Origin of the sequence: Vibrio owensii (assembly GCF_002021755.1) — a bacterium.
GTDB classification, from domain to species: domain Bacteria; phylum Pseudomonadota; class Gammaproteobacteria; order Enterobacterales; family Vibrionaceae; genus Vibrio; species Vibrio owensii.
This window is the reverse complement of record NZ_CP019959.1, coordinates 551,944-571,002: the sequence shown is the minus strand read 5'-3', so window position 1 is coordinate 571,002 and position 19,059 is coordinate 551,944. Positions and strand designations below refer to the sequence as shown.

General features: G+C 46.2%; 15 protein-coding genes. 6 read left to right on the top strand and 9 right to left on the bottom strand.

Going from position 1 to position 19,059, the window contains the following annotated elements; genetic code table 11:
- Positions 1–36 precede the first annotated feature (36 nt).
- The 5 genes from A9237_RS02485 to guaD form a co-directional block, all read right to left on the bottom strand.
- Positions 37–1,527, bottom strand: coding sequence for a tripartite tricarboxylate transporter permease (locus tag A9237_RS02485; protein WP_078607560.1), 1,491 nt, complete (start codon positions 1,525–1,527; stop codon positions 37–39).
- A gap of 9 nt (positions 1,528–1,536) precedes the next feature.
- The gene (locus A9237_RS02480; RefSeq protein WP_078608697.1) at positions 1,537–1,950 is read right to left on the bottom strand and encodes a tripartite tricarboxylate transporter TctB family protein; all 414 of its coding nucleotides are present in this window, start codon (positions 1,948–1,950) and stop codon (positions 1,537–1,539) included.
- Positions 1,951–2,109: 159 nt separating this feature from the next.
- The gene (locus A9237_RS02475) at positions 2,110–3,036 is read right to left on the bottom strand and encodes a tripartite tricarboxylate transporter substrate binding protein (RefSeq protein WP_009705724.1); all 927 of its coding nucleotides are present in this window, start codon (positions 3,034–3,036) and stop codon (positions 2,110–2,112) included.
- Between the two features lie 22 nt (positions 3,037–3,058).
- Complete coding sequence (locus A9237_RS02470; RefSeq protein WP_078607558.1) at positions 3,059–3,532, bottom strand: hypothetical protein; 474 nt, start codon at positions 3,530–3,532, stop codon at positions 3,059–3,061.
- Positions 3,533–3,858: 326 nt separating this feature from the next.
- A complete protein-coding gene (gene guaD, locus A9237_RS02465; protein ID WP_078607556.1) occupies positions 3,859–5,259 on the bottom strand; it encodes a guanine deaminase in 1,401 nt (466 codons plus the stop codon).
- Between the two features lie 404 nt (positions 5,260–5,663).
- On the opposite strand from guaD, the gene A9237_RS02460 reads away from it, so the two are divergent.
- Complete coding sequence (locus A9237_RS02460; RefSeq protein ID WP_078607554.1) at positions 5,664–5,921, top strand: hypothetical protein; 258 nt, start codon at positions 5,664–5,666, stop codon at positions 5,919–5,921.
- Positions 5,922–6,079: 158 nt separating this feature from the next.
- Positions 6,080–7,108, top strand: a complete 1,029-nt coding sequence (locus tag A9237_RS02455; protein WP_078607542.1) for a metal-dependent hydrolase — start codon at positions 6,080–6,082, stop codon at positions 7,106–7,108.
- Between the two features lie 166 nt (positions 7,109–7,274).
- Here A9237_RS02455 and A9237_RS02450 read toward each other — a convergent pair whose 3' ends face one another.
- The 3 genes from A9237_RS02450 to A9237_RS02440 form a co-directional block, all read right to left on the bottom strand.
- On the bottom strand, positions 7,275–8,618 hold the full coding sequence (locus A9237_RS02450) for a polysaccharide lyase family 7 protein (protein WP_078608696.1): 1,344 nt from the start codon (positions 8,616–8,618) through the stop codon (positions 7,275–7,277).
- Positions 8,619–9,020: 402 nt separating this feature from the next.
- Positions 9,021–11,186, bottom strand: a complete 2,166-nt coding sequence (locus tag A9237_RS02445) for a heparinase II/III domain-containing protein (protein WP_078607540.1) — start codon at positions 11,184–11,186, stop codon at positions 9,021–9,023.
- 2 nt (positions 11,187–11,188) lie between these two features.
- Positions 11,189–13,354 carry a heparinase II/III domain-containing protein gene (locus A9237_RS02440; protein ID WP_078607538.1) on the bottom strand — a complete coding sequence of 722 codons (2,166 nt, stop codon included), beginning with the start codon at positions 13,352–13,354 and terminating at the stop codon, positions 11,189–11,191.
- Positions 13,355–13,774: 420 nt separating this feature from the next.
- Between A9237_RS02440 and A9237_RS02435 the strand changes: the two genes are divergently transcribed.
- The 4 genes from A9237_RS02435 to A9237_RS02420 all read left to right on the top strand — a co-directional run bounded on the left by A9237_RS02435 (position 13,775) and on the right by A9237_RS02420 (position 18,112).
- Positions 13,775–14,110 carry a cupin domain-containing protein gene (locus A9237_RS02435; RefSeq protein WP_005450851.1) on the top strand — a complete coding sequence of 112 codons (336 nt, stop codon included), beginning with the start codon at positions 13,775–13,777 and terminating at the stop codon, positions 14,108–14,110.
- A 34-nt stretch (positions 14,111–14,144) separates the two neighbouring features.
- Entirely contained in the window at positions 14,145–15,077 is a 933-nt protein-coding gene (gene kdgK, locus A9237_RS02430) for a 2-dehydro-3-deoxygluconokinase (RefSeq protein ID WP_005437155.1), read from the top strand.
- Positions 15,078–15,155: 78 nt separating this feature from the next.
- Positions 15,156–15,779: a bifunctional 4-hydroxy-2-oxoglutarate aldolase/2-dehydro-3-deoxy-phosphogluconate aldolase gene (locus tag A9237_RS02425; protein WP_005388506.1), complete on the top strand. Its 624-nt coding sequence runs from the start codon at positions 15,156–15,158 to the stop codon at positions 15,777–15,779.
- A 575-nt stretch (positions 15,780–16,354) separates the two neighbouring features.
- Positions 16,355–18,112 carry a sodium:solute symporter family transporter gene (locus tag A9237_RS02420; protein WP_045478728.1) on the top strand — a complete coding sequence of 586 codons (1,758 nt, stop codon included), beginning with the start codon at positions 16,355–16,357 and terminating at the stop codon, positions 18,110–18,112.
- Positions 18,113–18,248: 136 nt separating this feature from the next.
- Here A9237_RS02420 and miaE read toward each other — a convergent pair whose 3' ends face one another.
- Positions 18,249–19,019, bottom strand: coding sequence for a tRNA isopentenyl-2-thiomethyl-A-37 hydroxylase MiaE (gene miaE / locus A9237_RS02415; protein WP_078607536.1), 771 nt, complete (start codon positions 19,017–19,019; stop codon positions 18,249–18,251).
- Between the last annotated feature and the right edge of the window lie 40 nt (positions 19,020–19,059).

The following is a 19,059-nucleotide window of genomic DNA, read 5'->3' as shown; positions in this document are numbered from 1 at the left end:
CTTTTTACTGTGTGTTATTCGTTACGTAACCTTTTTCTAGGTTGTTACTTGGGATTTGGCTTTCTTTTTCATCTTTAATGTTGAGTACACCGAGAAGATCGCTAGCAACACGAAGGCAAGTGCGATTGGTCGTTCATACAAGAATGACCATGAGTTGTCGTACATGAGCAAGGCTTTGCGTAAGTTGGTTTCTGCCATTGGCCCTAGAATGATGGCCAACAGTATTGGTGAGGATGGAATGTCCATCTTGCCGAGGGCGAAGCCCAGTAAACCGAACGCGATAGCGATGCCGACATCAAACATGGAGTTGTTAATTGCATAAGCACCAACCACGGACAGGAAGATGATGATTGGAATCATCAGTATTTTCGGAACTTCGATGATGCGACAGAAGAAACGAATACCAAGTAAGCCAACCAGCAGCATGACGATATTAGCGACCAACATCGAGCTAAAGACGCCATAAACCACCTCAGGGCTTTGGCTAAACAGCAGAGGCCCAGGCGTTAAACCTTGCACAATCAGTGCGCCCAACAAGACTGCTGCAACGGCATCACCCGGAACACCCAGTGTGAGCAAAGGGACTAATGAACCACCGGTTACGCCGTTGTTACCGGATTCAGCTGCGGCCAATCCATGAAGTGACCCCTTACCAAACTCTTCCGGTTTTTTCGCTGAACGTTTGGCTTCGTTGTAACAAACGAAAGCCGAGACATCTGCACCAGCGCCGGGTACAGAGCCAATCGCAGTGCCAATCAGGCCGCTTTTAGTGGCTGTAGGCAGGATTGTCTTGAGGTCTTTTTTGCTTAGGATTTTACGATCAAACGTTGGTACTTCTGCATGCTTCTCATTGATGATCTTCTCGATCTGATTGATGGCTTCTGACAAGGCAAACAAGCCAATAAGCACCGGAATAACATTGATGCCGCTATAAAGATCCATCATTCCAAATGTGAAGCGCTGAACGCTACTGATAGGGTCAAGACCAACCGTCGACACCAATAAACCAATGCTACCAGCCAACAAGCCTTTCAAAATGTTTTGAGAAGAAACGCTAACAATAATGGTTAGGCCAAACAGAGCGAGCGCAAAGTACTCGGGCGCGTTAAAGCGTAGTGCAAAGTTTGCTAAAAGCGGGGAGATGGCAATCAAGACCATCGTACTCAGTAGTCCGCCGACAAACGAGGCAACCGCAGAAATGCTGAGCGCACGAGCAGCTTGTCCTTTTGCTGCTAAGGTGTGTCCATCGAGTACCGTCGCGGCCGAAGCCGGTGTACCCGGTGTCTTCAATAAAATAGCGGCAATCGAGCCTCCGTAAATACCACCAATATAGACGCCAATAAGCATCACCAGTGCTGGTGTGGAATCCATACCAAAGGTAAAAGGCAATAGAATCGCCACGCCCATGGTGGCCGTCAGTCCGGGTAGTGCTCCCAAGATGATTCCACCGACAACGCCGAAAATTAAGATGGGCAATACTTCTGGGCTAAATGCGGTTAGTAGGCCATTGAGTAAGTGTTCAAACATAGCCTCTCCTTAATAGTACAAGCCTTGAGGTAGAGCGATGTAAAACACCTCTCCAAATAGGTAATACACCCCAAATACAAAACACCAAGCGATAAGGTAATACAGCGGCTTTTTGACTTTGAAAAAGACCAAGTAAGCAGTGAACGCGACTAAGCTTGCGATCAAATAACCGACGATATTAATCAGCAGCGCATAAGCCACGAGAAAGCCGACGCCAAATATCGCCATTTTTGAAAACAGGGGAACGGCAGGCTGTTGAACGGATGCTTTTAGCTTTCGTTGGACGATAAGAGCGATGCAAATGATGATTTGTGCAATTGCGATAGCACTAGGAAAGAATTGGGCGTTAACGCTGGCGTCTTGGTAGTGTGGTTCATCGAATTGGCTGATGAGCACAAGTACGACGCTGCTAATGACGATCATCAAAAGCGGGAAAAAGATCTCTCTATCCAGTTTTGATGAGGGTTGGTTTTGAATGGGTTCTGTGGGCTGTGAGCCGCTTTGTTGTAGGCTGTTTTGACTCATGCTGATTCTCCTCAACACGAAGAGCATCGTGGTGATGCTCTTCGCTTAAAACATCACTTACTGAATTAGTTTTGCGAGTGCTTTGCTGTCTTCATCAACAAACTTGGTAAACGCTTCTGCATCCATGTTGTGAATCGTCATTGCGCCTTTTTCCATAAACTCTTTGAACTCTGCCGATGCCATCGCTTCATCAAAGGCTTTACCTAGCGTTTCAATAACTTCATCTGGCGTGTTCTTTGGTGCGCCAATACCGCGCCATGTACCAGTGACGACATCAACACCTTGCTCTTTTAATGTCGGAACATCGGCGATGTATTCAATGCGTTCGTCTGACATGACGCCCAATGCTTTCAATTGACCTGAACGCAACTGAGCAATGGCTTCTCCTGGCGTTACCATGGTGACGTCTGTGTGTTTACCAAGTACCGCGGGAATCGCTTCCGATGCACCGTTGTATGGAATGGCGTTAAGTTTGATTCCTTGGTTCTGCTCTAATGCCATCAGGTAGAAGTTTGGCGCCGCAGTCGAGGCAAACTTCACTTTACCTTCGCCTTTTTTCGCTTCGGCGATCAGGTCATTGATGGTGTTGAAAGGGCTGTCTTTATGAACCAAAACTACGGCAGGATCGAGGTTAACCATTCGAATCAGTTTAAAGTCGCTCGCATCATGTCGCATTAAACCCATTTGAGGGAGAGAAGCGATTTCACGAGTGACAACAGTAAGCGTGTACCCATCTGGACGCTGCTGAGCACCAAAGCTCATGCCCACCGCGCCAGCGCCTCCAGTGCGGTTCATCACGGCGATGTTTTGTCCTAGTACATCTTTTGCGGAGTTAGCCAGAGTTCGACCGACGGCGTCTGTACCACCGCCTGCACCAAACGGAACAATAAGACGGATGTTTTTCGTTGGATAATCCGCGGCAATAGCCGTTGCAGAGACCATGATGCCAGCGGCGACAAGTAGAGATTTAAGAAGCTTGTTCATAATAATCGACCTTTTGTTTCCGTTAGTTTTTGTATGCTTGTGTAGGGTGGTTTGTTTTATTGTTTTGATATTCGCTCATGCAGAGCTGCTCAAACGCGACGGCGATCCAGCCGCTTATGAGCATGTCATACCATTGCTCGACACCACTGCACGCAACGACAACGTCGCCATGTACAAATGAGCCGAAGAACAGCAAGTCGTTTTCTTGTAGAGAAGAGGTTTGGGTGGTTTGGTTATGAATATTAGGGCGGCCGTTGCGCCACGCTTGTTGTGCTTTGTTTCTTGCGAACTCATCAAATGGAATCGTCCATTCTTGTGGTTTTCCCAGAGATGTCTCGTAGAGAACGGCATCAGTAAAAGACGCTTCCCATGGTTTGACTCTAGGATCCATCACCACGATATGAAGCTCTTTTCGATTGGTTCGTTCGAATAATCGGTCTATGGATGGCTTGACTAAGTCGACAGCATCCATGGCAATTTCAACATGACTTTTCATCATTGATTCCTTTTGATGTTCTTACCTGAACTTGCAAAAGAAATGATATTGTATGACAAGTAAGTGCGAAACGTACGAAACGATTAAATGATGGTCAGATCACTTGTGAATCAAGAGAATAGTGCGAGGGATCTAACTTTAATAAGGATATTGGTTATAAAAGTGAGGGCTGAATCAAGTTTTATAACTAAGACAATAAATGGCCCTATGGAGAGATAAATTAGATGGATTTGAGCGCGAATAAAGAACGTTTTGCCAAGATAAATTCGATAAAGCCGGACATCAAAGTCCGGCTTTTTGCTATTTGTGCGCAGGGCTTTATCTGCTTAGATAGGTACGCTCACTTTGCTCTTTGTCGCGACTTTGCCATCGGTAGAATACGCAAGCTCACCTGCAATGTAAGTGGCTTCGACGTTTCTTTCGTCACCCAACATCATCAAGGCAAACAACTTGTCTTCTAAGCTTTTGGAATGTTGGTAACGCAACTTCTGCAAATCCGTTGCTGCCCAGTTAAGGACAACAAAATCGGCCTCTTTACCTGCTTCGAAATTACCTATCTTGTCATCGAGACTCAGCGATTTCGCGCCGCCCAATGTCGCTAAATACAAGCCTTTAAACGCAGAGAGTTTCTTTCCTTGTAACTGCATGATTTTATAAGCCTCATTTAAAGATTCTAACTGAGAAAAACTGGTGCCTGCGCCAACATCTGTCCCCAAACCGACGCGTACATCTTTTTGCTCTGCCTTTTCTAAATCGAACAGACCGCTACCCAGAAATAGGTTGGACGTTGGACAAAAAGAAATCACGGAGTCGGTACGCTGAAATGCACTCCATTCTTTATCCGTAAGGTGAACAGCGTGTGCGAAGATGGAACGCTTGCCAGCCAAGCCGTAGTGCTCGTAAACATCGAAGTAGCCTTCACGATCCGGGAAGAGTGATTTCACCCATTCGATTTCGTTTTTGTTTTCTGACAGGTGTGTGTGCACATACACATCTGGATACTCGGCTTTTAGCTTTCCGGCCGCCGCTAACTGTTCTGGCGTTGAGGTCGGCGCAAAGCGAGGCGTAATGGCGTATTTCAATCGCCCTTGGTTGTGCCATTTGTTGATCAGGTTTTTGCTTTCTTGATAACCCGTCTCAGGCGTGTCGAGTAGGTAGTCTGGCGCGTTGCGATCCATCATGACTTTCCCCGCGATGATGCGCATGTTCTTGTCCAGAGCTTCCTCAAATAGTGCTTCTACAGATTGAGGGTGCACAGTGCCAAACACTAACGCGCTGGTGGTGCCGTTCTTCAGTAGTTCATTGATAAAGAACTGGGAGATGGCTTTAGCGTGGGCTTTGTCTTCAAACTGCTTTTCTGTGGGAAAGGTATAGGTTTCTAGCCACTCCAACAGCTGTTCACCATAGGCGGCGATCATTTGTGTTTGTGGGTAGTGGATGTGTGTGTCGATAAAGCCCGGCACGATGAGTTTTCCCCTGTGATCGACAATCTCTTGGTACTGTGTCGTATCGTTTTCACTGAACGCTTTAATGGCTTTGATGTGTCCATCTTCAATCACTAATAAACCGTCTTCGAAGTACTGGTAGGCATCAGGCAGGTGTTCAACCTTGGCAGGATCATTGATGAAATGTAATAGGCTAGAGCGGATGGCGGTGACGTCCGCCGCCGCATGAGAAGAGAAGAAAGCCGTACCGAGTAAAGATAGAAGGATCGCGTTTTTGTTCATAAGTCACTCCATTGAATCGTTTGAAAATCCATGGTTTTTGACTTATTCGAGCAAGCCCTTGTCAATAGAGTGTAACAACCGAAAACCATTAAAAGCGAAGTGACTGTTGCGAGATGTATGCCAATCAACGGTAAAGCGGTTAATGGTAGGCAGTACAAGGCTTGAGGGCGAACCCTCGAGACAATAAGTAGATATTCGCTAACCATGATGGTGAGGAAAAACAGACAGTTGAACCGATGTGGTGCATTTCATGTTTTGCTAATAAATGACCTTGGGCTGCAATAAAGCTGTCATGTTTGGGTTATAAGTTGTGCGACTTAAATGGCTATGCCAGATGAGAAGCCCAAGCCAGATGAAACAAGTAAACCATGTGGCTAACAACGTAACCAGTAGATTGGAGAACCATGGCAAGAGTAGTAAACGCAGCCGATGAAGTGATCATTAAGTTGCTCCAAAACCAAGGCTTTATTAAAAGCGAAGCTGAAGCCCGCTTGAAAGAAGAAGTGTATCGTTTACACCCACACGAAATCGAAAAAGTGAAAAACTACGATCAGCACTTTGGCATCAATGCAAAAGAGAAATTGATTGATGAGATTTTAGATCTTAGACGTGAAGCATTGATCAAGAAAATATCCCGCCCAGAGACTGCTGTTTTTAAGTAGCTTGTCCTCAAACTATCCAAGACATTTGATCGACACTCAATGTGTAAAAGTAAGTAAATAAGAGAGTCAAAGTTAGTGAGTGGTTTGACACTTATGGAAATGCGTTTTAGTTTTCGATTCAATCAATCTTTGTCATGAATGGGTATAGATAGCAGGATATGGATTCAATCACACAAGCTGCATTAGGCGCGACTGTCGCCGGTGCGATTGCCGGTAAGCGCTGTAATGCGAAGGTATTACTGATGGGTGCTGCGCTCGGCACTTTGCCAGATCTGGATGTGATTCTGGATTATGGTGACGCAGTACAAAATACAATCAAGCATCGCGGCTTTACGCATTCTCTCTTGGTGTTACCTCCTTTTGCTTTGCTGATTTCTTGGCTTTATTGCCGCTGGCGACCAGATACGTTTTGGACGCTTTCTCGTGTGTTCTTTTTAACCCTGAGCGTGTTCGTTACCCATACTTTGTTGGATGCAATGACAACGTATGGCACGCAGTTGATTTGGCCATTTGAGGGCTATTTTGAGCTGCGGAACGTGTTCATTATCGATCCGCTTTACACTCTGCCTTTATTGCTTGCCATTGGTGTGGCTCTGTTTTCCAAAACTCGCGGCGGACGTTGGTGTCAGAGTTTAGTGCTAATCTCTACGCTTTATCTCGGTTGGGGTTACGCATCGCAGCAAATGATCGCATCTCGCGTGGAGCATAACTTAGCGGCGCAGAACTTACCGAATCAACAAGTGTTGATCACGCCAACACCGTTTAATACCTTCCTGTGGCGAGTGGTGGTGATGGATGATGGTCAATATTACGAGGGCTTGGCATCGGTACTCGATAGCGATGAGCGTATTGATTTTGTCTCACACCCGCTAGGCAGTTGGCCTTTGGCAGACAAGCCGGAGACTTTGAAAGGGCTCAAGGCTTTTTCACATGACTATCTGAACTATCGAGTGGAAGATGACGCACTGATTGTGTCTGACTTGCGTTTGGGAATGTCGAACAACCTTTCCTTCGAATTTATCTTTGCGGAGAAGGGCAAAGATGGCGATTGGCAGTTGTTGGAATCAACGCAACGCTACCCAAGTGAGCGTAGCTTGGATTTGTTAGGCCAACTTTGGGAAAGGCTGAAAGGCGACCAGAGTATTGATGCGAATTTGGAGCGTGTGGAGTTGAGCGCGCGTTCATAGATTAGGTGCATAGAGCTCCCTAACTTGCTCTGAGGATGACGAGACGAGAGCGTGTTATCGGGAATCTCTTCATGAAAATGAATGCTAACACCAAACTGAACAAAGAAAGCCGGACGTGATGTCCGGCTTTTTCGTATTTGCTTTAATCAACTATTGGTCGAACTCTCTACGGGAATTCATACCCGTCGTGCGAGTTGGTCAGGTAGTAGAACGTAGCTTGAACATAGTCAGTTGGGTCACCTGAGTTGTTTTGGTTGTACACGCCTGCTTTAAAGTACATGTATTGGCCGCCAACATCGTAGCCGCTGGTGGTCATATCTACCGTTTCAGTGACGTCTTCGTGGTCATCACGCTTAATGGTGACGATAAGTTGGTTGCCTTGCACTTCGATGCGGTAGAAGAATAACTCGTTCAGTGCGATACCATCTTCAGGTTCTGAAGCGTTGGATGCTGAACTACCAATAAGATTAATGAACTGCTCTGGATCTGATGACGCGTCTTCGTTAGGTTCATGCGCAAAGTAAAGCGAACCTTTGGTGTGGCCAGGCAATAAACGGTAGTAGAGGCGGATTGGTTCATCGTTATTTGCGTGGATCTGACCAACGATTACGCGGCCCACTTGGCTAGAATCACCCGTTGTCGTAACAGCGTTAACGGCCAATGTTGCTTCTAGAACACCATCCACACCGCCAGAATTGTTTTGATCATCGCTTGGTGCGCTCGCAAATACCCAGTTGTTTTTGGTGATGCCTGTGGTTGAGATACTGGTGTCGCCACGACGGAGCATTTCACGCATTTCTGAACGTGTGTATTTGGTATTTGCAGATGTGGTTGCGCCTTCGACGGGTGAGATGAACACCAAACCGCCGTCATCACCAGTGTAGAAGAACTCGCTGTTCTCAAAGCCGCTAGAGAGTTCGCCTTCTTTCACTTCTTGAGCATCGCCAGACGCGTTACCGTTATCATCAACTGGCAGGTCGAGTTTCCAATCTAATAAGTCGAAGTTGCCTGATGGTGGCAGGGCAGGGTCGAGATCGAAGACAGGCAATGAAGTGGTCGGCGGGTCAATGATTTCAGAAGATGTGAGTTTGAAGAGATCGACACGACCCTCAGCGCCACTGTATTCACCAAAGACAGTGATTTCCGTTGCATCTCCTGAGTTGAAGGTAATGGTGGTTTGCGCCCAATCTGAGTTTGAAGCGGTTTTGCTAAAAGTGTCGCTGCCAACATTCACACCGATGTTCGCATCTGCCAGCACGTACGCGCTCAGTGTGTATTCGGTATTGCTTGTGACCGGAACTGACTGCTCTAGACGTGCGCCACTGCCAGAGAATTTTGCTGACTTTGCACCGTCATAGGCAACACCGGAGACAGCGGTTGGATCTATCTCTGTCCATCCAGAAAAATCTTGTTCAAAACTTGGGTTAACGAGATTGACTTCGGCACTGTGTGCGGCAAAAGAGCTCAGTAAAACGGCACTGCCGACAATATTGACTAACTTGCTTTTCATGTTGTTCTCCACGGTTTTCAACGATGGCTTATCTTCTAATCCTGTAGAAGTAAGTTGTGCTTCATGTATTTTAATAACACAAATAAGCGTTGGTTCTTTCTCCATAGAACAAAGATGAAGATGAAAAGCGAACTTCTGTATTTTGGTTGCGGTTAACTAGCGATCTTACGCAACTATTTGCAATGTAATTCTTTAGCATGCTGTGTTGATCTGGAAGCGCGATGGCACTTTGTAGGCGTCAAAGCAAAGAAAAGTCTTTCAGGAATAGAGGGTTACAAGCTATACAATATGAATAATTGTGAGCGAAGATCGGTTTTATTAAGACGAAAAAAAGCCGAACATGACGTCCGGCTTTGAATTAGTTCCCGATTTTTACATTAATTTTTAGTGACTAGCTAAAGATTAAATTTGTGCGAATGCGCCTTCCCAAGTGTAAGTCACACCGTCGAACTCAACGCGATGTGCAGCGTTCTGTTTGTCTTCGTCTAGGTTGCAGATAGCGAAGTGGTAAGTGTTGCCTGTGGTAGTTTGCAGACGAATCACGGTACCCACTTCGTTGTTGCCAACGACGGTTACTGATTCTACTAGGCCACGAGCGCCAACTGATGCTTCGATAGACTCGTTGAAGTAACCGTGCGTTTCTAACACAGAAGCAAACACGTGGTTTTGACCAGATTGACGTAGGATCAGTGCTGGTTCGCTCTTCAAGTTGAAGTCTGGATCATTTGCGCCAGCGCGAGTGAAGAACACTTTGCCGCCGTTTGTTGCGCTTGTGATTAGCGAGTAGTAGCTGTTGTCGTGCAACCAGCTTACAAGCGAGCTGCCTTGAACTTGGCCTGAACCCACATTCCATAGATGCTGGTAACCGTTGTCTTCGCCCATTGGACGCAGCGTGCTTTCTACATCGTATTCAAAATCTGTACGAATGATTTGACCAGAGTAGTGCACTGGCAGGTCGTATTGGTGCTCTTGATCTGCTTCGATGCGGTAAACATCAATCACAAGCGGTTTTTCGAATTCTGGCAAATCAGCAAGAATGATGCTGCGCTGCATGTCTACACCGTTGTAGTAACCAGAAATACGACCGCTCATGCCTTGCAGTTTTTCGTTATCAGCTTTGAAGAAGTGCTTAGAACCGAACTTGGTTTCTGCTAGCGCTGTGTCGAAGTTGTTTTGCGTCTTTTGGTCAACGGTTACTGTGTTGTGTGCGACAGTCTGTTTACAGTAAGACTTGTTCTCTGGGATGTAACGACCGCCAAATTTAGGCTCAACGTTTACCCAGCGACCAAAGCCGTAATCGTGCAGCACTTCATGACCGCGGTTAAACACGCTTAGGTGCAGACCATCGTAGTGACCGTGGTCTAGCGCTGAGTGGTACTGGTGATCGCTGCCGTGCTGACCAAACCAGATAAGCGCCATTGTGTCGTCATCTTGTTCGTCACGGTGACGAAGAATGCTTACGCCGCCTTTTTCGCCTTCAGGGCCGTCAGTAACGAATAGGCTACCCCAGTTGAATGGTTTGATGTTGTCTGTTGCTGCAACCGCGTCAGACAATGTTTTCCCTGAGATATGAACCCAAACATCTTGCTGGTGGTCTGCCATGCCAAGTAGCGTTTCAGACTGCTCATAACGGTGGAAACATACTGACGTTGCCATGATTACGCCTTCATCGTTAATCGAAATCGTCTTCGATGAATCGTTCAATGCTGGCAAAGTACCATCTGGGAATGCCGTCTTAAATACTGCGTAAGACGTAGTCTTGATTACCGAGTCGTTGAACTCGTAAATACCAAGCTCAGGCTGACGACGTTCAATCGCTTCTGCGAATAGGTAGATTGGACGCAGCGAGAAACGGTGGTAGTAAGGACCTTCCATGTAGTAGCCGTCTGGCGAGAACAGTTGGTCTAACTGAGCTAGGAAGCCGCCGCTAACTTTGTCCAGTTTCAAGCCGTAAAGCGCTTTGTCGACTGCATCTTGATCGTTAATTGCGTAACCACAGATACCTACAGCTGCTACTGCCCACAGACCGTGGTTGTGTACGATGTCGAAGTCGTGACCGTAAGTGACTACGAACAGCTCAATCATTTGTTTGAACAGATCGTTTTCAATCAGTGTTTTTTGCTCTTCTTCCAATGTGTGGTAAATGCAGCTGTACGCACAAGACGCGTATAGCATCCACATGTTCTCATTCAGAGTTTGGTGGAAGATCTTACCCGGAGGGTTAGAGTCACGGCTGGTGTTGCTTTCTAGCGTCGGGTAAACCTTCGCGTAAGCCGTTAGCATGTCCACGATGTAATCGCGGTACTTCTGTTCGCCCGTGATAAGGAATAGGCGACCCGCTAGATCAATGTGGATGTAGTTTTGCTTGTGGCGGTTGTGCTCGTAACCGCCGCCTTCGCCGTGACCTGGAACTTCAATACCTACCTCAGCCATGTAAGCGTCAGTTTGTTTGATGTCACGTGCTAATGCATTTCCTAATAGGCTATCCGTGCCAAGTGCTTTGCTTAGTTCTGCCGCTTCTTCAAAGTTCATTAATAGCGGTTGGTAAGACTGGGTTTGGTAGCTCATTATTATTTCTCCTGCCCGAATGCATTCACTTCTAGAGAGTAGAAGCCATTCCAGCTGTAGGTTTTACCGTTCATTTCTACTTGGTGTGGGGTTTGGTCGTCAGCGCCTAGAACATTGCTGATCATCACAGTAACCAGTGATTTTTCAGTCGTGATTTCTACGATGCTGCCAACGGCGTTGTAACCCACGACGCGGATATCTTTCACCTGACCACGTGCATTCACCGACTGCTCAAACTCTTCGTTGAAGTAGCCGTGTGTTTCTAGCACAGAAGCAAATAGTGTCGATTCGCCCTTGCTGCGTAGAATGAATGCCGGTTCGCTACGTAGGTTAAAGCTTGGGTCATTGGCGCCAGTGCGAGTGAAGATCACTTCATTATCGCCGTTCTGTTTCGCGCTGCTGCTGGTGCCTAACCAAGTGTAGTAGGTGTTGTTTTGTAGCCAGCTAACCAGCGCCGTATCTTGCACTGTGCCGCTTGCTACTTTCCAAAGGTGTTGGTAACCGAAGTCATCGCCAAGCGTGTTCAGTTCACCAAAGCTTTGGTAATCAAAGTTAGTGCGTACGATTTGACCATCGTATTGATGAGAGTAGTCGTACTGATGCTCGCCTTCACCTTCGATGCGATAAAGGTCTAGCAATAGCGGTGCTTCAAGCTCATCTAGGTTAAGCATGAACACACTGCGCTGCATGTCTGTGTTCGGGTAATGGTCGTTCGCAAACGCACTCATACCGTTGATTTCAGTGCCTTCTACTTTGAAGAAGTGAGGCAAACCGTGCACTGAATCAGCGCGGTCTACATCGAAACCGTTCTGACATTGCTCATCAATCGTTACCGCGTTGTGCGCGATAGTTTGACGTGCGTACGATTTGTTTTCGTCTAGGTAACGACCGCCGAATTTAGGCTCTACGTTTACCCAGCGACAGAAGCCGTATTCACGCAGCACTTCTTGACCACGGTTGAAGAAGGTAATGCCAAGCGTATCGAAGTTACCATGTCCCATGCCGTGTTGACCGTAGTTCATCACAAGCTGTGACACATCACCGGTTTTATCCTGCATACGGATAAAGCCTTGTGCACCGTTGTTACCAGTTGGACCTTCGTTTAGTTCCACACTTGGCCAGAAAGGCATACCGATTTCACGGTCAGCAATCGCTTTATCGTAAGCTTGAGAAAGCTCTAGACCACATGGGTGCATCCAAACGGCGTTTTGAATCTTCGCCATGCCTAGGATGTTGTCATCCATACCGTAGTGTTTGCTGTAAACGCTCACTGCAACTTGAACACCCATGTCGGTAATGCTCATGGTACGAGATGCGTCGTTTAGGGCAGGGAACTCACCATTCGGGTAAGCCGTTGCCAGCATCGCTTGTACTGTGTTGCCAATCACTTTGTCTTTGTAGTTGTAGATGTCTACTTCAGGCATGTGACGGTGTACTACTTCTGCAAATACACAAGTTGGACGAATCGCATAACGATGGTAGTACGGACCTTCCATGTAGTAACCAGAAGGGGCGAACAGTTGCGAGATTTGCGCTAGGAAGCCACCGGTATCATCACGGTCTTGACCGTATACCGACATCTCTAGATATTCAGGTTTGCCAATGGCTAGGCCACAAATACCAACAGCCGCAACTGCCCAGATACCGTGGTTGTGAATACGGTCGAAATCGTGCGCGTATTTCACGGTGAACATGTCTAGCATTGGTTCGAAAATGCGCTCAACAACGGCTGTGCGCTCTTCTTCTGTCATCACTGATGCCACGCAAGAGTAAGCAAGGCTAGTAAACATTAACCAACAGTGTTCATTAAGGATCTGGTGGAAAAGACGACCTGTTGGGTTAGTGTTTTTCTGTACGTGGAAATCAAAAGTGAGGTACTTCTCTGCGTAAATAGCGAGAAGATCTTTAACGAACTGCGCGTACTTTTCTTCTTGAGTGATCAAGAACAAACGACCCGCTAAGTTCATGTAGGTATAGTTTTGTTTGTGGCGGTTGTGCTCGTAGCCACCCGCTTCGCCGTGACCTGGTACGTCTAGAGGCAGACGCATGAAGGCTTCAAGTTCCTTGCGATTCGCTTCAATGGATTTGCCCATTAAGCTCGGCTTTCCGACTTCCTTTCTTAGTAGTTCGACTTCTGCTTCAGTCAACAAAATCGGTTGTGTAGTCATTTCTTTACCACCCTCAGATGAAGTGTGTTGTTTTCTTAAACTTTCTATAAAGTAATACAATATTAAGTTTGGGTGTAGTTTTTGTGGCAAAAAGGGAGAGTGAAATCACGCGAATTTAGCTAAGCCATTGATTTATATTGTTGTGATAATCCTTGTTGTGGCTGATGTTTCGGCGTTATCAATCGTTAAGTGGAATGCTTTAGCGAGCACCGTTTGATGAATATCACATATTTTTAGATATATTGTATGACAATTAAAATAGATCGGATATGCTCGTTACCAATTCGACAGCAGACCCTTTCACTTCGCGTTTCACTTTTATCAATACGACGCTTTTTTAAGAGAACCTTTTAATAAAGCATGGTTAAGAATGAAGTGCAGTAGGGTTCGCTTTAATAGAGACTTTTTAGGAGTATGACGATGAATTCTTTCTTTGTATTAGATGAGAACCCGTGGGAAGAGCTAGGCGGCGGTATCAAACGTAAAATTGTTGCTTACACAGATGACCTAATGGCGGTTCACCTATGTTTCGACAAAGGCGCGATTGGTGCTCCGCATACTCACGAAATCCACGATCAAATCGGTTACGTGGTACGTGGCAGCTTTGAAGCAGAAATCGAAGGCGAGAAGAAAGTACTAAAAGAAGGCGACGCATACTTTGCTCGTAAGCACATGATGCACGGTGCGGTTGCACTAGAGCAAGACAGCATTCTTCTAGACATCTTCAATCCAGCTCGTGAAGACTTCTTAAAATAATCTATAGCGCAACCTCAGTTGCTAAGGTGACAACATGAAATCATTAAACATCGCGGTCATTGGCGAATGTATGGTTGAGCTACAGAAAAAGGAAGGTCAGCTAAAGCAGTCATTCGGTGGTGATACGTTGAATACCGCACTGTATTTATCTCGTTTGACCAAAGCTCACGATATTAAAACCAGCTATGTAACGGCTCTGGGTAACGATCCTTTTAGCCAAGAAATGCTATCAGCATGGCAAGAAGAGGGCATCGATACTAGTCTGGTTCTTTCCGTTAAAGAAAAGCAACCAGGTATCTACTACATCGAAACCGATGAAACTGGCGAACGTTACTTCCACTACTGGCGTAACGAAGCGGCCGCTAAGTTCTTATTCGAGCAAAACGAGTCTCCGCTATTAGTCGACAAACTTTACTCGTACGATGCGGTTTACTTGAGCGGTATTACATTAGCGATCCTTACTGAAGAAGGTAAGACGCAACTGTTTGGCTTCCTTGAGCGCTTCAAGGCACAAGGTGGTAAGGTTATTTTCGATAACAACTACCGTCCTAAATTGTGGGAAAGTCGCGAGAATGCCATGTCTTGGTACCTTAAGATCCTTAAGCACACGGATATTGCACTGCTCACATTTGAAGATGAGCAAATGCTTTACGGTGACGAGCATCTAGAACAGTGCATCGAGAGAACCTCTGCACTGGGCGTGGATGAAATCATCATCAAACGTGGTAGCAAAGATTGCTTGGTTGTGGCGAACGGCGAAGCACAATACGTGGCGCCAAACAAAGTCGACAACGTGATTGATACAACAGCGGCTGGTGATTCTTTCAGTGCGGGCTTCTTGGCGAAGCGTTTGACTGGCGGTAATGCAGCTGAATCGGCTTACTCTGGTCACTGTATGGCTGGCGCGGTAATTCAACATAAAGGTGCCATCATTCCACGTGAAGTGATGCCAGATCTTCCTTTGTAATTCTTTTGCGGAGCGTTGAGTAATCGGCGCTCCGTAGTGATTTATTGAACTCAAGTTAACGACGACGAGTACACTCTTATGACGACATTAAACGAACAATTAGCAAACCTAAAAGTAATTCCTGTTATTGCCATCAACAAAGCAGAAGATGCGATTCCACTAGGCCGCACTTTGGTTGAAAACGGTATGCCTTGCGCAGAAATCACGTTCCGCACAGAGTGTGCTGCAGAAGCGATTCGTGCTATGCGCGCTGAGTTCCCAGAAATGCTGATCGGTGCAGGTACGATCCTAACTAACGAGCAAGTTGACCAAGCGATCGAAGCTGGTGTGGACTTTATCGTAAGCCCAGGTTTTAACCCTCGCACGGTTCAATACTGCCTAGACAAAGGCGTGGCTATCGTACCTGGCGTAAACAACCCAAGCCTAGTTGAGCAAGCGATGGAAATGGGTCTGCGTACACTTAAGTTCTTCCCTGCTGAGCCATCTGGCGGTGTGGGTATGCTTAAAGCGCTTACGGCGGTTTACCCAGTGAAATTCATGCCAACAGGTGGCGTGAGCCTAGGTAACGTAGACGAATACTTGTCTATCCCTTCAGTACTGGCATGTGGCGGTACTTGGATGGTGCCAACAAAGCTTATCGATGAAGGTAAGTGGGATGAACTAGGTACACTGGTTCGCGACGCAGTGGCTCACGTAGCATAAGTGTCGTAACACCCCGATACAACTAGCGAATAGAATGAAAAGCGAGCCTCAGGGTTCGCTTTTTTTGTTTGAAAGAGGCGAGATGTGAGGATCGAGATGCGAGAAAAAGAAGTGAGAGATTAGAATCGAGAAACGAGGTTTGAGAGGTGAGAACGGAAAGCGCTGAACTTTCCCTGCGTCATTCTCGAGAGCGACGAAGGAGCGAGTCGGAGATCTTGCTTGTTACATTCATCTAAATCCCACTTTCTATCCTATGCCTTCGAAACATCTCATTACGTTTCGCTCAAAGAAATACCACGCATTTTTGATCTTCAGACAAAGCGTGAAGAAGAAAAATATTCCATACTTTAATGAATTTGTAATAGATTATTTGTATTACAATATAATTTATTGTTGAGTGGCGGATAATCTGACTTAGAATGCCAATAGCCCAATAAAACAAAGGATTTCTCGCCAATTTTTCAATGAAATAACTTATGTTCCAGATCACAATTAAAGCTTATTGTAGTACAAATAAAACAATGAACAGAGTAGTCTAGGCGTTAGAAAATGATCAAACTTGAAAGGCTGAAAAAATGACTATTGATACTCTTGTTGTTCTTGCCTACTTCTTCTTCTTAGTTGCAATTGGTTGGATGTTCCGTAAGTTCACTACCTCAACCAGTGACTACTTCCGAGGGGGCGGTAAGATGTTATGGTGGATGGTAGGTGCTACCGCCTTCATGACGCAATTTTCAGCATGGACGTTTACAGGTGCCGCAGGACGCGCGTTCAACGACGGTTTCGTTGTTGTAATCCTATTCTTAGCCAACGCATTTGGCTACTTTATGAACTACCTCTACTTTGCTCCAAAGTTCCGTCAGTTACGTGTAGTGACGGCGATTGAAGCAATTCGTCAACGTTTTGGTAAAACTTCAGAGCAGTTCTTCACTTGGGCTGGTATGCCAGACAGCTTGATCTCAGCCGGTATTTGGTTGAATGGTCTTGCGATTTTCGTGGCAGCGGTCTTCAACATTCCTATGGAAGCGACCATCATCGTTACTGGTTTAGTGCTAATGCTAATGGCGGTAACGGGCGGCTCTTGGGCGGTTGTTGCATCTGACTTTATGCAGATGTTGGTTATCATGGCAGTGACGATCACTTGTGCGGTGGCGGCATACTTCCACGGTGGCGGTATTGGCAACATTGTGTCGAACTTCCACGGCGACTTCATGCTGGGTAACAACCTGAACTACGTCAGTATCTTTATCCTTTGGGTAGTGTTCATCTTTGTTAAACAGTTCGGTGTAATGAACAACAGCATCAACGCTTATCGTTACCTATGTGCAAAAGACAGTGAAAACGCACGTAAAGCAGCAGGCCTTGCATGTGTGCTGATGATTGTTGGTCCTATCATTTGGTTCCTACCACCTTGGTACGTAGCGGCATTTATGCCTGATTTCGCAGAGCAATACGGCTCAGTAGGTGGTGATGCAGCTTACCTAGCATTCGTACAAAACGTAATGCCAGCGGGTATGGTAGGTCTACTGATGTCAGCAATGTTTGCGGCGACCATGTCTTCAATGGACTCTGGTCTAAACCGTAACGCGGGTATCTTCGTGATGAACTTCTACAGCCCGATTGTACGTCCACAAGCGTCACAAAAAGAGCTGGTTATCGTGAGTAAAGCAACGACTATCGTGATGGGCTTCATCATCATTGGTATCGGTCTATTCATTAACTCGCTACGTCACTTGAGCCTGTTCGATATCGTACTGAACGTGGGTGCATTGATTGGCTTCCCAATGCTGATTCCTGTACTACTTGGTATGTGGATTCGTAAGACGCCGGACTGGGCTGGTTGGGCAACACTGGTTGTTGGTGGCTTTGTTTCTTACATCTTCGGTATCTCACTACAAGCAGAAGACGTAGAGCGCCTATTTGGTCTAGAACAAGCGTTTACAGGCCGTGAGTGGGCTGACCTGAAAGTAGGCTTGAGCTTAGCGGCACACGTTATCTTTACTGGTGGTTTCTTCCTACTGACAACACGTTTCTACAAAGGTCTATCACCTGAACGTGAGAAAGAAGTGGCTCAATTGTTCGAGAACTGGAACACGCCACTTGTGGCTGACAGCGAAGAGCAGCAGAACCTAGATACAAAACAGCGCGGCATGCTTGGTAAGCTTATCAGCGTAGCGGGCTTCGGTATCCTAGCGATGGCTCTGATTCCAAACGAACCATCAGGTCGACTACTGTTTATCTTGTGTGGTGCGATTGTTCTCTCGGTCGGTGTTCTATTGGTGAACGCAGCACGAGGGCCTAAAAGCCCAAAGTTAGCTAACGCGAAAAGCTAACCACAATTAACGACTCTCTATGAAAAATCCCACAGTATCGCTACTGTGGGATTTTTTATTTTCGACTTTAAGCACCAAGAGAAAACCGAGTGATTAGGCTGTCTTGCTTCTTGCTTCTTGCTTAAGGCAATTCGACTTAAACAGGAATACCACTGTGGAATTTGAAGTCTTCGTCTGGCGTTGAAATCAGTTCAGCTTCGATACGTCCAAACTCTGCAACGCGCTCGCTAATGTCTTTACCCGCGATTTGTTCTGCAAGGACTAGATAGTCTTGGTAATGACGAGCCTCTGAGCGAAGCAGAGAAACATAGAACTTCGCGATGTCTTCGTCCATGTGCGGAGCCAGTTTCGCAAAACGTTCACATGAGCGAGCTTCTATGTAGGCACCGATGATGAGCTTATCAATCAAGGTTTCTGGCTCATGTGTTTTCATGTTCGAAATCAGCGTTTTTGCATAGCGGCTTGCTGGAATGTTTTTGTATTCCACGCCACGGCTTTCCATGATTTCTAGCACTTGGTAGAAGTGGTGCAACTCTTCTTTGATCAGCAGAACCATCTTGTCGATCAGATCTTGGCTGTACGGCGAATCTGATTTAGCAATGATGGCTTTTGAAATGTTGCTTTTGCCTTTAAGCGTCTCTAGTGAGCCGGTCTTACGGTAGGCAAAGTCCTCGTATGGTTTGAACCAATCGAGTAGGGCATGTGAGCTTGCTTGGTCTACTGCGTATTTACGGATCAGGAACATTGCCGACTGACCCGCTTTGAGTTCGCACAGTAGGTGGTCTAACAAAATGGTTGGAAGGTTTTCAGGCTTCTTTGCTTCCTCAACCCATTCATCTGGGGTGTTGCATTGCAAGAATTGGTTAATTGGAGCAAGAAGATCCTGATAGGCGTCGAGATTAATCATTTTAATTTTTAGTACTTTACATTCAATTTTGGTTTATCCG